This window comes from Flavobacterium sp. (assembly GCF_044373165.1).
GTDB lineage: Bacteria > Bacteroidota > Bacteroidia > Flavobacteriales > Flavobacteriaceae > Flavobacterium.
Map to the genome: position 1 here is coordinate 20,888 of NZ_JBILQL010000017.1, position 13,784 is coordinate 34,671.

The following is a 13,784-nucleotide window of genomic DNA, read 5'->3' on the forward strand; positions in this document are numbered from 1 at the left end:
TTGAAACGCGAAATTATCCAAACAAAGGATGGTTCAACCACTATCTATTTGCCGGATTGGGAAGAAAGTTATCATTCTAAACACGGTGCGGTTCAAGAAGCCTACTATGTATTCATAAACAATGGGTTTTCTCTATTCAAAGAGAAGCCCATTGCTGTTTTAGAAATAGGATTCGGCACCGGATTGAATGCTTTTATCACTTGTTTGGAAGCTGAAAAGAGTCGGCATAATGTTAGTTATGTTGGCGTAGAAGCTTATCCGGTTACTTTGGACGAAGCCCGGAAAATGAATTACGCTATAGAGATTTCGCCACGGTCGGTATCAGTCTATGAACAATTGCATCAAACAGATTGGGAAATTCCAATCAACATAACGGAGAATTTTACTTTAACCAAAAGAAAGCAGTTTTTTGAGGAAATCAATGATAAAGAGGCTTTCGATTTAATATATTTTGATGCTTTCGGTTTTAAAGTGCAGCCGGAATTGTGGAGTGAAGATATTTTCTCAAGAATGTACCTAGCGCTCAAACCTAATGGAGTTTTGGTTACCTATGCTTGTCGAACGTCTATCAAGAACGCTATGTTAGCTGTAGGTTTTTCCATAGAGAAGTTACCCGGTGCGCCGGGAAAACGAGAGATGTTGCGAGCGGTTAAAGGCCCTTAAAACTTTAACATTGTATTTTCTTTTTTTAACTTTTATTTTAAATAATTGGTGATTTATATTTTCTACTTTTGAAAAACAAACTCGTTCTTACTTATTTATTAACTCAAAAACTTAATACTTTTTATGTCTAAAAGCATGTTAGACCACACCAAATCAGTGTTGAAGAAAGTAAGTTTTGATACAGGATTATTTTGCAAAGAGCTTGAAAAAGCATTAAAAGTCCTGTTGCCCTATGAACTGGAAGAATTAACCCGCTGGCTATTAAATTTTACCAAAGAAAAGCCGGAATTGCAACACTGCTTATTGCGTATTAAAAACTAATAAAACTAAAGGAACTTAAAAGGTTCCTTTTTTAGTGTCAATTAGTGCAATAGTAAGAAAATATACATTAAAAATACAAAAAAGTGTATTTCGTCGATATTTTACGTGTTTAAACGGTTATTTTTTTGCTTTTTTGTAGTTCATTAAGATAATTTATTATACTTTTACAAAACGTTCTTACGATAAGATAACCCCAAATCTTAACTATTATGCCTAGAATGATCTACGATTACACCAAATCTGTGCTCGAAAGAGTAAGTTTTGATCCTATTCTTTTTGCTAAAGAATTAAAAAAAGCGGTAAAAAACTTATTGCCTTATGAAATCGAACAGCTAAAAAAGTGGCTTCAATACTTCACCAAAGAGCATCCCGAATTAGAACAATGTTTAAAGGTTGTAAATTAGTAATTAATTGAGTTTGTTTAGGAATAAGGAGCTTCTGTGCAAGGCTCCTTATTTTTTTTGTAACGGACTGATAATTTCAACATTCTGAAAAGTAATCGCGCCTTTGATGACACCGGAAATGGTATTGCGTAGGGCGTCAATTATATGAATTTTCAATTCGTTTTTCGGATATATTAAACTGACTTCTCGAGCCGGTTTTGGTTCAGAGAAATGTTTTAATTTGGTTTTGTCTTTTTCTGGCAAATCCAAGGTATGCAAATAAGGCAGCAAAGTAGTCCCTAATCCTTCATCGGCTAACTTAATCAAAGTCTCAAAACTCCCGCTTTCTATTTGAAATTTATTTCTTTCCTCTTGATTGAGATTTTTGCACAAATTCAGAATTCCGTCTCTGAAACAATGTCCGTCCTGCAATAATAAAATCTCATTGACATTCAAATCACTAATTTCTATTTCTTTTTTGTAAAAAGATTGGTGGCTTTCTGGAATGTAGGCAACAAAAGGCTCAAAATACAATACCACTTCTTTAATCTTTTCGTCTTCCAAAGGAGTTACAGCAATAGCGGCATCTAAATGACCATTTTTTAATTTAGTAATGATTTCTGCCGTATTTAATTCTTCTATAATCAATTTTACTTTTGGATATCTTTTGATAAAATTATTCAAAAACATGGGCAATAGCGTAGGCATTACCGTAGGAATAATAGCCAATCTAAATTCACCACCTATGAATCCTTTTTGTTGGTCAACGATGTCCTGAATTCTATCAGCTTCATTGACAATGTTTTTGGATTGGTTTACAATTTTCAGTCCTATTTCAGTGAGTTGTATTGGTTTTTTGGTTCGGTCAAAAATTTGCACTCCCAACTCTTCCTCAATCTTTTGGATTTGCATGCTTAAAGTGGGTTGTGTTACAAAGCATTTTTCTGCTGCAAGGGTAAAATTTTTGTGCTCAGCAACTGCTAAAACGTATTTCAATTGTGTGATTGTCATTTATAGTATAATTTAACGTAAAGATAAAAACTATCAATTTATTTTATAGTGTTCAAGGGATTATATTTATAAATTTTACTGTAAATTTGAAAAATGATTCAACAATCAGCTAAGGATTTAATGCAAGTTTTTTTAGAAAATACGTGTTAAATTTTAATTAAAATTAGTGTTCCGACTATTCGTATTGTTACTTTAGCCCGATGAAATACATTGCAACTGTAATATTGATTTTATTTGTTTCTTTTCTATCAACACCCACAGTGGTTACTTTGATTAAAAAGAGTGCAGATATTTCGTTGTTTTATAGTTTTGCAGAAGAAGAAATTCACAAAGACATCAAGGAAGTCAAGACTATGAAACAATGTTTTGATTATCCTTTTACAGCGAATGAGCTCCACAGGAACGCTATCATTATTTCTGAAAATTTATCTAAACATGGTAATGTTTCTGAAGAAATTTTCTCACCACCACCCAATTTAGTTTGATGCATTGGTTTCCGGTTTCGCGTTAGCGAAGATTTTATGTATTAAATTAATAATTGGTATGACAAAAAAAATGAATCTTTTTGCAAACCTCAAATCCGATTTCGCATCGGGATTAGTGGTTTTTTTGGTGGCTTTACCACTGTGTTTGGGTATTGCCTTGGCGTCGGGCGCACCGCTATTTTCAGGGATTATTTCGGGAGTTGTTGGCGGTATCATAGTCGGTTATTTGAGTACTTCTCACTTAAGTGTTTCCGGTCCGGCTGCCGGTTTAACAGCAATCGTTTTGACTGCTATAACAGATTTAGGTGCTTTTAATATTTTTTTAACCGCTGTATTTATTGCAGGCTTGATTCAACTACTTCTCGGCTTTTTAAAGGCTGGATCTATTTCAAATTTTTTCCCAAACAATGTTATAGAAGGCATGTTAGCTGGTATAGGTGTTATCATTTTTTTGAAACAAATTCCTCATGCTTTTGGTTATGATAATGATTTTGAAGGAGACGAATCGTTTGTACAATCTGATGGCCAAAATACTTTTACAGAATTACTCTCATTGGTAGACCACATTCAACTCGGATCTTTGATCATTACAGTACTTTCCTTAACTATCTTGATAGGTTGGAACCAAATTGATTTTTTGAAAAAAATTAAATTAGTGCCGGCTGCTTTGGTTGCGGTTATTTTTGGTGTCATACTGAATGAATTCTTTATTCAAACCGGTAGTATTTTGGCCATCAACGGAGATCATTTGGTAAAATTACCGGTGCCGACCTCTATTGAAGAACTCCAAAATATTTTTGTTTTGCCTGATTTTGCAGCCATCACCAATGTTAAAGTATGGATAGTTGGTGCCACTATAGCCGTTGTAGCATCCATAGAAACTTTGTTGTGTATTGAAGCGGCAGACAGAATGGATACTCAAAAAAGATATACCAATACCAATGTTGAGTTGAAAGCTCAGGGCATTGGAAATCTTGTAAGTTCATTATTGGGTGGATTGCCCATGACTTCGGTTGTGGTTAGAACTTCTGCCAATAGTGCAGCCGGAGCCAAATCAAAAATGTCGGCAATCATACACGGTCTTTTGTTATTGATTAGTGTCTTAGCTATTCCTGCCATATTGAATAAAATCCCATTAGCCACTTTAGCAGCTGTGTTGTTATTAGTGGGTTATAAATTAGCCAATCCAAAGACATTGAAACATTTTTGGAAAAAAGATAAAATTTACCAATTCATTCCTTTCATCTTAACCTTCGTAGCCGTAGTATTAACCGATTTGCTCAAAGGAGTTGCTTTAGGAATGATCGTTAATATACTCTTCGTGCTGATTGGTAATTCAAAAAGAGCTTATCGTTTCAGAAAAGACGAATATACTGAAGGAGATGTTATCCACATAGATTTGGCACAGGAGGTTTCTTTTTTGAATAAATCAGCTATCAAATCAACTTTAAATGAAATTCCAAAGAATGCTATAGTGGTTATTAACGCCACTGATACGGTATATATAGCTCATGATATTTTGGATTTGATCAAAGAATTTAAAAAAATCAAGGCCAAAGAATTGAATATTAATGTTACCTTAGTTGGCTTTAAAAAAGCCTATAAACTTGAAAATTCAGAAGGTAATAAAAATACAGTAACCATTGAACATCGCTATAACGTTATGAAGCGTAAAATGGAGCCTGTTTTTAAACAATAGATACTATTAACTAACCAACATAAAAAATGAGCAGCGATTTTTATAAAAAGATTTTAGACAATAATAAAAAATGGGTTGAATCCCAATTGTCAATCGATAAAGAGTATTTCAAAGACTTGGCAAAAGGACAACAACCACCTTTGCTTTGGATTGGATGTTCCGACAGTCGTGTACCGGCCAATGAAATTATCGGTGCTAAACCCGGTGAAGTTTTTGTACACAGAAATATAGCCAATATGGTTATTCACAGCGACATGAACATGTTAAGTGTTTTGGATTATGCGGTTAACGTATTGAAAGTTAAACATGTTATAGTTTGTGGTCACTATGGTTGTGGTGGCGTAAAAGCTGCTATGGGTAATCAATCCATCGGTTTAATTGACAATTGGATTCGTCATATTAAAGACGTTTACCGTTTGCACGAAGACTACTTGAACTCCTTTGCCGATGAAGATGAACGCTTCAATAAGTTTGTTGAAATCAATGTCCAAGAGCAAGTTTTTGATTTAGCCAAAACTTCTATAGTGCAAGGCGCTTGGAGAAATGGTCAAGATTTAACACTTCACGGTTGGACCTACGGTTTAAATTCCGGCTACGTAACTGATTTGGGTGTTAATATGAGTTCTAACGATGAATTAGACGAAGTATATCGATTAACTTTCCCGATTTAATTGCTTATCAAGTATTGAGAATTATGCTCAAGTAAATCGGCATTCCAAAGGTAATGTTAAATGGAAAGGTTACGGCTAAAGCCATAGGGAGAAACAAACCCGGATTGGCTTTGGGCGCAACAATTTTCATTGCGGCAGGAACAGCTATGTATGAAGCACTGGCTGCTAAAATTGCTAAGATAAAACGGTTACCGATTTCATGGGTTATCCACTGACTGGCGATGGAAGCCATTACGCCGTTTAACAAAGGTATCACAACGGCAAAAATTATGGGTGACCATCCGCTTCTGAAGAATACGTCTAATTTTTTGCCACTTACAATCCCCATATCCAATAAAAAGATGGCTAAAAAGCCCTTAAAGATATCAGTGGTAAAAGGTTTGATACCCATAGCTTGTTGATCGCTCGCGAGGTAACCAATGAGTAAACTTCCTAAAATCAGGAGAACGCTTCCGTTGGTTAATGAGTGACGGATAACCGGACTCAACTTAGCTTTAACAGCTGTTTTTTTATCGTACATTCTCATCAAAATTACGCCTACAATAATTGCCGGTGCTTCCATCAAAGCCATAATGGCTACCATGTGTCCGCTGTAGTGGTACTTTTGAATTTCTAAAAAGGAAATCGCTGTTACAAACGTTACCGCACTAACCGAACCATAAGCTGCTGCAATGGCTCCGGAGTTTTCGATACTGAATTTTTGTTTGAGTATAAAGAAACAATATATTGGTATGATGGTGGCAATAAAAACGCCAAATAAGGCCGACCAAATGATTTCCATATCAAAATGACTATGAGCCAATTCTTGTCCGCCTTTGAATCCGATTGAAAAGAGTAGGTAGAGCGAGATAAATTTTGAGGTATTGGGCGGAATTTCTAAATCGCTTTTCAAACGAGCGGCAATAATCCCAAGAATAAAGAATAACAAAGCCGGGTTGGTTAAATTGTCAAATAGTAAATCTAAATTCATAAGTAGTTATTTGGTGGCTCGATTCAAGCGGTCGTTAATAGATTTTCCTAAGTTCTCTTCCGGAAAACGTTCGGTCACAATTATGTCTAAACCCATATTATCAAGTCGGTGCATGGCTTGGTATAAATTAGCCGCCGCTTCCTTATAGTTTTTTTGCTCCGACAAAACTTCTTGGTGCAACACTTTGTGGCTGACTGTTTTTTTATAAAAAGTTAGGGTGCCAATTTTTTTGGAATCGCTTTCTTGAATATATTGTTCAATATCATCGACCATTATAGTTTTAGTATTTGGCGCATAATGTTTCAGTAACATACCCGGTGCTTCAGGCGCTGATTCTTTTGAATTCTTTATACTGACTTTGCCTATTACCGCTTCAATATCTTCAATTGAAATAGCACCCAAGCGGTAAATTACAGCTTCATCTTCTTCAAAACCGATGATAGTTGATTCTATTCCACTCTCACAATGGCCACCATCTAAAATTAACGACAAACTATCATTGAAATATCGGGCTACATGCTCAGCAGCTGTTGGACTTATGGAACCAAATGGGTTGGCACTCGGCGCTACCAAAGGAAAATCGAGCAAACGCAACAAAGACAACGTTAACGGGTGATTTGGAACTCTAACGGCTACTGTGTCTTTTCCGGCGGTGACTAAAGATGGGATATTGTCTTTTTTCTTTACCACCAATGTCAGTGATCCCGGCCAAAAGGCATCCGCCAATTGATAAGCCTTTTGTGGTAGGTTATCGGTTATCTCGTTTAGTAATTCTTTGGAATGTATATGTACAATCAAAGGATTAAAAAAAGGACGATTTTTAGTTTCAAATATTTTTCTGATGGCGGTTTCACTGAAAGCATTTCCGGCTAAACCATAAACGGTTTCAGTAGGTATAGCCACCAGATTATCGTTTTCAAGTAGGGCTTTAGCCTTTAATATATCGGTTGAAATGTTATTCATGATTTAAGGGTTGCAATGATCACAATACATTGGATCTTCAAACAGCAAGATTCTCGGATGCCTTTTTTCCGCTGTATGATTACAGTTTTTACATTGATAAATATGACTTAGTGTAGATCGGGTAGGAAGTAAGCAGTTGCTGCAAGGTAATCCCGGTTTAATTTCAGTGACATCAAATCCAGGATAATCACAGGACGGACAAGTGTTTTTTATTTTAGCAATTAGTTTTTCTGTCACCTTGGCAATGACTTTCATACGAGTAGGATTGCGCATCGCTCTCATATCTGTTTCTGCATAAGCGGTTCCGAATTCGTTTATCAGTTTATCAAACTGTTGATCCAATTCCACCCAATTTTCGATGTCTTTGATAACTTTATTGTAATTTGCTTCTGCAGGTTTGAGTATAATTCCATGGGTTGGAAATTGTACTTTGTCCGCAAACGCTTTTAACATAGGTTTATTGGCAATAGCTTCCCCGTTAAAATTAGTTTCAACACTCATTTCCCGGGCTGTAATCTCTAAATTATTTCGGTAATCTTTTAGTATTATCCATTCGTCATCGGCATGAGCAAAAAAAAGGGTAGGATGCGCTCCGAAAGAACCTTCGCTAGCCACAACCAAGTCGGCACCGACAGTTTTTGAAGCGAGATCACATTTATCGCGTAGTGTTTCAATAATATTCTTTTTCCTGGCAATTTCTCCCGAAAATGTACCCAAACTATCGGTGTCAAATTCATCAGAAGTGAAACAGTGAACTCCAAATGCGTCACTAAACAATGGAGCTATCACTGTTTCTTTCCGATGCTTGGTAGCAATGAGAAGATTTCTTCCATCAAACATTAGGCTTCTTCAAGTCTTATTGTAATCGTACTATTAATAACCAAATTAAATTTGTTCGATTCCATGTTAGCTATCAAATCTTTGACAGCCTTTTTAGTTTCTGTAAGCTCTTGGATACGTTTTTTGGAATGCTCAATATCCCTGTTAAATCGGATATGTTTGCTGAAATCTTCTCTATTATGGTAATCTATTTTATAATTGAGTAATGCGGTTAAAATTTGGTCGGCATCTTCAGCGGAAAATGTACCGTCAATTAGTTTATATTCTTTATTATTCGACATTTTTACTGATTTAAAGGTTTGTTGATACTGAAATTTGTTACTAAAATGCCCAAGCCCAAAATAGCATTGTTAATTAATGAATTGTTGGTTAAGCTTAGATAAAGTCCGCTTGACAATACCATTAAGCAAAATAGCAGCTTGGCTTTGAATATTATTTTGGGGTTTACATTTGTTTTCATACTTTTTTATTGCCCTTGTCCTAAAGAATAGCCCGGTTTACCGTCAAATTCGTAGAGGTTTTCGGTTTTAATTACATCAATTTTGGCATCCAATGCTCTGGATAATAAATTAATGATTTGGTTTTGGTCTGACCATTTTTCATTTGTGGGTTTGAAACGACAACGCCAATGGTCAGTGCAATAGGTTTCTTCAAAACCGTCAGGCCAAACTTTAATCCCGCGATTGGTTATCATGGTCAACTGTTTATTATCGGTATTGATGCTTTGTAGTTTGGCAGCCAACTCGTTAGGATTGGTTCCATTCCAGTGCACAAATAAATCAACGCCGACTAATGTTTTGTTTTTAGCTGGTTTTTTTTCGTATTTCGGAAGGTTTAACACCGCATCTTTAGCATAAGAAACTTCGAGGAGTAGTTTAGGTTTTTGCCCAAGGTTGGCTATAACCGCTTGAGAGAATTCTTTGGTACCGACTTTCTCTTTGCTAACACCTTCTTTGTATATGTCGTAAGTATGAATACCATCTTCAATAGTTTTTAACCAAGCGTTTTGGACTTTTTCAGCCACTTCGGTTTGTCCGATATGATTTAGCATCATTACAGCACCTTCCAATAAACCGGAAGGATTGGCAACATTTTGTCCGGCTCTTCTCGGTGCAGAACCATGAATGGCTTCAAACATAGCACATTCTTCCCCGATGTTTGCAGAACCGGCTAATCCTACCGAACCGGCAATTTGTGCAGCTACATCAGACAATACATCACCGTATAAGTTGAGGGTTACAATGACATCAAAAACTTCCGGAGTATCTGCCATCTTTGCGGCACCGATATCTATTATCCAGTGTTCGTTTTCAATTTCAGGATATTCAGCAGCGATTTCATCAAATACTTGATGGAATAAACCGTCAGTTTGCTTCATAATGTTATCCTTGGTGAAGCAGGTAACTTTTTTTCTTCCGTAAACTTTGGCATATTCAAAGGCATAGCGGATAATTTTTTCGCAACCCGGACGGCTGATTAATTTCAAACATTGAACCACTTCATCTGTTTGTTGGTGCTCAATTCCGGCATACAAATCTTCCTCATTTTCACGAATGATTACTATGTCCATCTTTGGGTGTTTTGTCTCTACAAACGGATGCAAACTCATGCATGGTCTAACGTTAGAATACAATCCCAAAAATTTACGAGTAGTGACATTTAAACTTTTGTAACCACCACCTTGAGGTGTAGTGATGGGCGCTTTTAAAAACACTTTGTTTTTGCGTATAATGTCCCAAGATTCTGCAGCAATTCCTGAAGTATTGCCGGACAAATACACTTTTTCACCTACTTCAATTTCATCAATTGTAAGTTGGGCACCGGCCGCTTTGATGATTTCGAGTGTGGCATCCATAATTTCCGGACCAATTCCGTCGCCTTTTGCTACAGTGATTCTTGTCATTTTATATATTTTTAATTGTTTGACGAGGCAAAATTGAAAATTATATTTCATATATTTTTATTTATATTTGTAATGAAATGTATAAACTATTTTTATGAATTTTACGTTACACCAACTTCAAATCTTTTTAAAGATTACACAAACCAAGAGTATTACAAAAGCCGCGGAAGAGCTTTTTTTAACCCAACCTGCGGTTTCTATTCAATTGAAAAATTTCCAAGACCAATTTGAAATTCCGCTAACTGAGGTGATTGGACGACAGCTGTATGTAACAGATTTCGGGAGTGAGATTGCTTTGGCCGCACAAAAAATTATAGACGAAGTAAACGCTGTTAATTACAAAACCTTAGCCTATAAAGGCATTTTATCCGGTAAGCTAAAGTTGGCTGTCGTTTCAACGGGAAAGTATGTTATACCTTATTTTTTAGCCGAATTTATGAATAGAAATAGCGGCATTGAATTGGAAATGGATGTAAACAATAAAACCAAAGTGATTAAAAGTATCAAAAATAATGAAGTCGATTTTGCTTTGGTGTCCATTTTGCCGAATGATGTGGCCTTAGAATCTGAAGTTTTAATGGAAAACAAGCTGTTTTTAGTAGGACATAAAAATGCTAAAAGCCAAGCTTCGGCAGTTGGCACTGATTTTCTTTCTGAGTTTCCGTTAATTTTTAGAGAAGACGGTTCGGCTACCAAAACATCAATGGAAGGTTACTTGAAAAAGTATGGTGTCAGTCCGAAAATGCGATTGCAATTAACCTCCAATGAAGCTGTAAAACAAGCGGTAATTGCCGGTTTAGGCTATTCCGTAATGCCTTTGATAGGTTTGAAAAATGAATTGGAAAAGGAAGATGTAGTGATTTTACCGGCAGAAGGTTTGCCTTTGACTTCCAATTGGCGATTGGTTTGGCTAAAAGGAAAAGCGATGAGTCCGGTAGCTGTAGCTTATTTGCAATACATTAAAGATAACAAAGACAAAATAAAATCGGAATCGTTCTCTTGGATTGAGGGTTATTAATCTTCTATATTTTCGTTAAAAGAAGACGGCAACATTTGCGGAATGAACTTGATCAAAATAGGCAACAGCAAACCGCCGCCCGGCAACAAAAAAATGGTCAATGACGGGATACTTTTACAGATGTCGAGCAGTTGTTTTTTCATTTTCTTCTTTTCCTCTTTGTCTAAATCTTTGTGTGTGGATTTGGCCAAAAGTTGCATTAACTCTTTGCTTTCTGAGATTTCTTTGAGCAACCTCGACTTATTTCGGTTAATCAAAATGGCTACACTATCTGTAGTTTGATCGTAAAAATGTTTTACCGGATTGGAAAAATTGAAATACGGAATTTCACTTTTGTATTTTACAATAAAATCATTGATAAAGTTAATGCTGTTTAAAATTTCAGTATCGTTTATTTTTAAAAACTCACCTAACTTAAACAAAAAGTACCGCTCTTCATTTTCTACCTTTTCATCGCTCCATAAACTTATACCTGCCAAATCGATAATATAATGTTTTTCAAGGCTATTGGAAAGGTAACTTAAATCTAAATTTTCAATAGAAGTAATAGCGTTTCTGCCGAATTTATTGTAGCGAACTGAAGATTCAAAAAGCTTGGCCAGTAAGTCATCGTGCTGAGAAATACCGGTTTTTGATTTTAGCGAAAGCGACACTACACTAATCACAATATCTTCAATAATGGTAGAGTATTTTTCCGGAACGCTGCCTTTTTCTAAGTATTGTTTGAAGGCTAAAACGTCTATAAACAGTAAAGCATTAGTAATCACATGAGAAAAGTTTTTACTGAACATGTCCTCATTGGTTTGCACCCTGTCGTGAATGATTTTTTCTAATTTACTAGAAGGCGAACTCGATTCTAATACTTTCTTTAAAGGATTAAATCCTTTTGGAATCATGGTGTTGTAAAAAGCTACAGCTTCATTGATAAAGTTGGCAGACTCATTATTTTGCTTGGTCAAACGATACATTTGGTAAAGCGTATTGAGCATGCCAATTTTGGACAGCTCTTGCGGAAGTCGGTTTTCAGTTGCTATGGCAATGGAAGCGTCAATGCTTACCACATGACCAAATATAAATCCGGTAGCTCTGGTTCGGGTGTAGAAATCCGATTCGTTTTGTGGAAACGAATGTGGTGACAAACTTTGCTCAGCAAAAAACTTGTCAATCCAACCGTGAACTGATGGGTTAATCATTTATCGGATAATTATCGGCACAAAACTAAATCATTTTTGTTTGTGAAAAGTAATGAATTTGTTACCAAATTTAGAATGTGCCTCTCGACTTGATATTTTGCTCACAAAGGGAAACAATTTCTGCGATACGGGCTTTGCGGGTTTCGACTCTTTTGGCTTGATTCAACCAATAGAGATAGCTTTTTCGATAGGAAGGACTAAATTTATTGTAGTTATCCAAAGCTGTTTTATTTTGTTCAAAAGCCAAGGCTAAGTCTTCAGGTATTATGCCGTTTTCCACATCATCTAATGATTCCCAAGAACCGTTTTGTTTGGCAATCTCAATTTTTCGCAAACCGCTTTCATGCATTAAATTCTCGGCAATGAGTTTTTCAATATAAGTTTTGTTGAGTTTGCTCCAAACACTTTTCTCTTTTCTGGGAGTAAACATTTGTCGGCGACGGTCATCGTCTAATTTCTTTACTGTAGAATCTATCCATCCGTAACAAATGGCAACTTGAACGGCTTCTTCCCATCGCATGCTTTGAGTTTCGCTGCTTACTTTGTAAAAAATAAGATAAACACCGGTTGACGATTGATGGTTATGGTGCAACCACTTGCGCCATTCTTGCGCATTCTTAAAGTATAAATGTTCTTTTTCTTCCAAAAACCATTATTTTATGATGGCCGAACAAGCCAATCTGGCACCGGCATTACCGGTAGGTTGGGTTACATAATCATCGGCTTTTTCGTGAACAATTACCGCTTTACCCAAGATATCTTTGGTTTCATCGCCACAGCCTACACACCATTCGCTGGTTTTAAACAATACAGTAGCATTGCCATCGGCATTGGCATAAAAATTATCCATATCGCCTTTATGGTGTTCGTAGTCAGTCCATCGACCGTGCTTTTTAAAGGTTGGATTCCAATGGCCACCGGTTGAAGTAGCGTCGGCAGCGGAGCAATCCGATTTTTCATGAATGTGAATAGCGTGTTCTCCGGGTTTTAATCCGGTGAAGTTTGCAGTAAAGGTAACTTCGCCGTCTTTTTCTATAAATGAGGCAGTTCCATTAACATTGCTGCCGCTTTTGGATTGGAAAGTAATGCTGACCGCTTTGCTTTTTTCTTTTGATGATGAGCTTTTGCAAGCCAATAGTAACAATCCGATGGCTACAATCCCTATGACTATTTTTTTCATGACTAAAATCTTTTAAGATTGATAAAAGTACGCAATTACCAAGCAAATCTCTCAAAAATTAGGTTAAAGTTTATTTGGATTTTTCGCCAACAAAATAATCGGTTTGCGATTTAAACAAGACATTAAAAGTGGTCAAGCTTCCGTAAATTCGGGTAATGTATTGTTGCAATTCTACTTTTTCAATTTCTTCTAAATTGCTGGCATTGATTTTTTGTTCCATCACACGAAGTCGATCGCGCAACATTACAATTTTGTGAAAAAACACATCGATAGGCACATCCTTAGCCGCCAATCCTGCTTGTCCCGGAGTTAGTTTCATATTGCCGCCTTTCCATTTGTCGCCAATAGCCACCGGTTCTCCTAAGCCATTCCATTTTTTTAAGATTGATAATAAACTTTGCTCTACGTCGTAAAAACTTACGGTGTCGACTTCATTTTCGGCATGTTCTATGACTTCAAATTCGCTGTCGATGGCGATGGTTTC

At 36.3% G+C, this 13,784-nt stretch carries 17 protein-coding genes; 7 read left to right on the forward strand and 10 right to left on the reverse strand.

The window, feature by feature from the left end; genetic code table 11:
• The 3 genes from mnmD to ACIQ32_RS04180 all read left to right on the forward strand — a co-directional run bounded on the left by mnmD (window position 1) and on the right by ACIQ32_RS04180 (window position 1,388).
• Complete coding sequence (mnmD, locus tag ACIQ32_RS04170; RefSeq protein WP_396194434.1) at window positions 1-663, forward strand: tRNA (5-methylaminomethyl-2-thiouridine)(34)-methyltransferase MnmD; 663 nt, start codon at window positions 1-3, stop codon at window positions 661-663.
• A gap of 123 nt (window positions 664-786) precedes the next feature.
• Window positions 787-984, forward strand: coding sequence for a hypothetical protein (locus ACIQ32_RS04175; protein ID WP_396194435.1), 198 nt, complete (start codon window positions 787-789; stop codon window positions 982-984).
• Between the two features lie 209 nt (window positions 985-1,193).
• On the forward strand, window positions 1,194-1,388 hold the full coding sequence (locus ACIQ32_RS04180) for a hypothetical protein (protein ID WP_396194436.1): 195 nt from the start codon (window positions 1,194-1,196) through the stop codon (window positions 1,386-1,388).
• A gap of 48 nt (window positions 1,389-1,436) precedes the next feature.
• On the opposite strand, the gene ACIQ32_RS04185 is transcribed toward ACIQ32_RS04180, so the two are convergent.
• A complete protein-coding gene (locus tag ACIQ32_RS04185) occupies window positions 1,437-2,378 on the reverse strand; it encodes a LysR substrate-binding domain-containing protein (RefSeq protein WP_396194437.1) in 942 nt (313 codons plus the stop codon).
• 200 nt (window positions 2,379-2,578) lie between these two features.
• Between ACIQ32_RS04185 and ACIQ32_RS04190 the strand changes: the two genes are divergently transcribed.
• The 3 genes from ACIQ32_RS04190 to can are packed head-to-tail and all read left to right on the forward strand — an operon-like array spanning window position 2,579 to window position 5,233.
• Window positions 2,579-2,863, forward strand: coding sequence for a hypothetical protein (locus ACIQ32_RS04190; protein ID WP_396194438.1), 285 nt, complete (start codon window positions 2,579-2,581; stop codon window positions 2,861-2,863).
• Between the two features lie 58 nt (window positions 2,864-2,921).
• Entirely contained in the window at window positions 2,922-4,562 is a 1,641-nt protein-coding gene (locus ACIQ32_RS04195; RefSeq protein ID WP_396194439.1) for a SulP family inorganic anion transporter, read from the forward strand.
• Window positions 4,563-4,588: 26 nt separating this feature from the next.
• The gene (gene can / locus ACIQ32_RS04200; protein WP_396194440.1) at window positions 4,589-5,233 is read left to right on the forward strand and encodes a carbonate dehydratase; all 645 of its coding nucleotides are present in this window, start codon (window positions 4,589-4,591) and stop codon (window positions 5,231-5,233) included.
• 7 nt (window positions 5,234-5,240) lie between these two features.
• On the opposite strand, the gene ACIQ32_RS04205 is transcribed toward can, so the two are convergent.
• The 5 genes from ACIQ32_RS04205 to ACIQ32_RS04225 all read right to left on the reverse strand — a co-directional run bounded on the left by ACIQ32_RS04205 (window position 5,241) and on the right by ACIQ32_RS04225 (window position 9,909).
• Entirely contained in the window at window positions 5,241-6,203 is a 963-nt protein-coding gene (locus ACIQ32_RS04205; RefSeq protein WP_396194441.1) for a sodium-dependent bicarbonate transport family permease, read from the reverse strand.
• Between the two features lie 6 nt (window positions 6,204-6,209).
• Window positions 6,210-7,166, reverse strand: a complete 957-nt coding sequence (locus tag ACIQ32_RS04210; RefSeq protein ID WP_396194442.1) for an L-threonylcarbamoyladenylate synthase — start codon at window positions 7,164-7,166, stop codon at window positions 6,210-6,212.
• A 3-nt stretch (window positions 7,167-7,169) separates the two neighbouring features.
• Window positions 7,170-8,006, reverse strand: a complete 837-nt coding sequence (locus tag ACIQ32_RS04215; RefSeq protein WP_396194443.1) for a DUF6671 family protein — start codon at window positions 8,004-8,006, stop codon at window positions 7,170-7,172.
• Window positions 8,006-8,287 (reverse strand): hypothetical protein, encoded by a 282-nt coding sequence (locus ACIQ32_RS04220; RefSeq protein ID WP_396194444.1) that lies wholly within the window; start codon window positions 8,285-8,287, stop codon window positions 8,006-8,008. Before ACIQ32_RS04220 ends, ACIQ32_RS04215 begins: the two co-directional genes overlap by 1 nt.
• Window positions 8,288-8,472: 185 nt before the next feature.
• Window positions 8,473-9,909, reverse strand: coding sequence for an NADP-dependent isocitrate dehydrogenase (locus tag ACIQ32_RS04225; RefSeq protein WP_396194445.1), 1,437 nt, complete (start codon window positions 9,907-9,909; stop codon window positions 8,473-8,475).
• 94 nt (window positions 9,910-10,003) lie between these two features.
• Here ACIQ32_RS04225 and ACIQ32_RS04230 point away from each other — a divergent pair, with 94 nt between their 5' ends.
• Window positions 10,004-10,927 carry a LysR family transcriptional regulator gene (locus tag ACIQ32_RS04230; RefSeq protein WP_396194446.1) on the forward strand — a complete coding sequence of 308 codons (924 nt, stop codon included), beginning with the start codon at window positions 10,004-10,006 and terminating at the stop codon, window positions 10,925-10,927.
• On the opposite strand, the gene ACIQ32_RS04235 is transcribed toward ACIQ32_RS04230, so the two are convergent.
• The 4 genes from ACIQ32_RS04235 to ACIQ32_RS04250 form a co-directional block, all read right to left on the reverse strand.
• The gene (locus tag ACIQ32_RS04235; RefSeq protein WP_396194447.1) at window positions 10,924-12,120 is read right to left on the reverse strand and encodes an LETM1-related biofilm-associated protein; all 1,197 of its coding nucleotides are present in this window, start codon (window positions 12,118-12,120) and stop codon (window positions 10,924-10,926) included. The genes ACIQ32_RS04230 and ACIQ32_RS04235 overlap by 4 nt on opposite strands.
• A gap of 70 nt (window positions 12,121-12,190) precedes the next feature.
• Window positions 12,191-12,766 (reverse strand): YdeI family protein, encoded by a 576-nt coding sequence (locus tag ACIQ32_RS04240; protein ID WP_396194448.1) that lies wholly within the window; start codon window positions 12,764-12,766, stop codon window positions 12,191-12,193.
• Between the two features lie 6 nt (window positions 12,767-12,772).
• Entirely contained in the window at window positions 12,773-13,300 is a 528-nt protein-coding gene (locus tag ACIQ32_RS04245; RefSeq protein WP_396194449.1) for a superoxide dismutase family protein, read from the reverse strand.
• A gap of 70 nt (window positions 13,301-13,370) precedes the next feature.
• Window positions 13,371-13,784 (reverse strand): hypothetical protein (locus ACIQ32_RS04250; protein WP_396194450.1); only part of this gene is annotated, 414 nt, incomplete at its 5' end.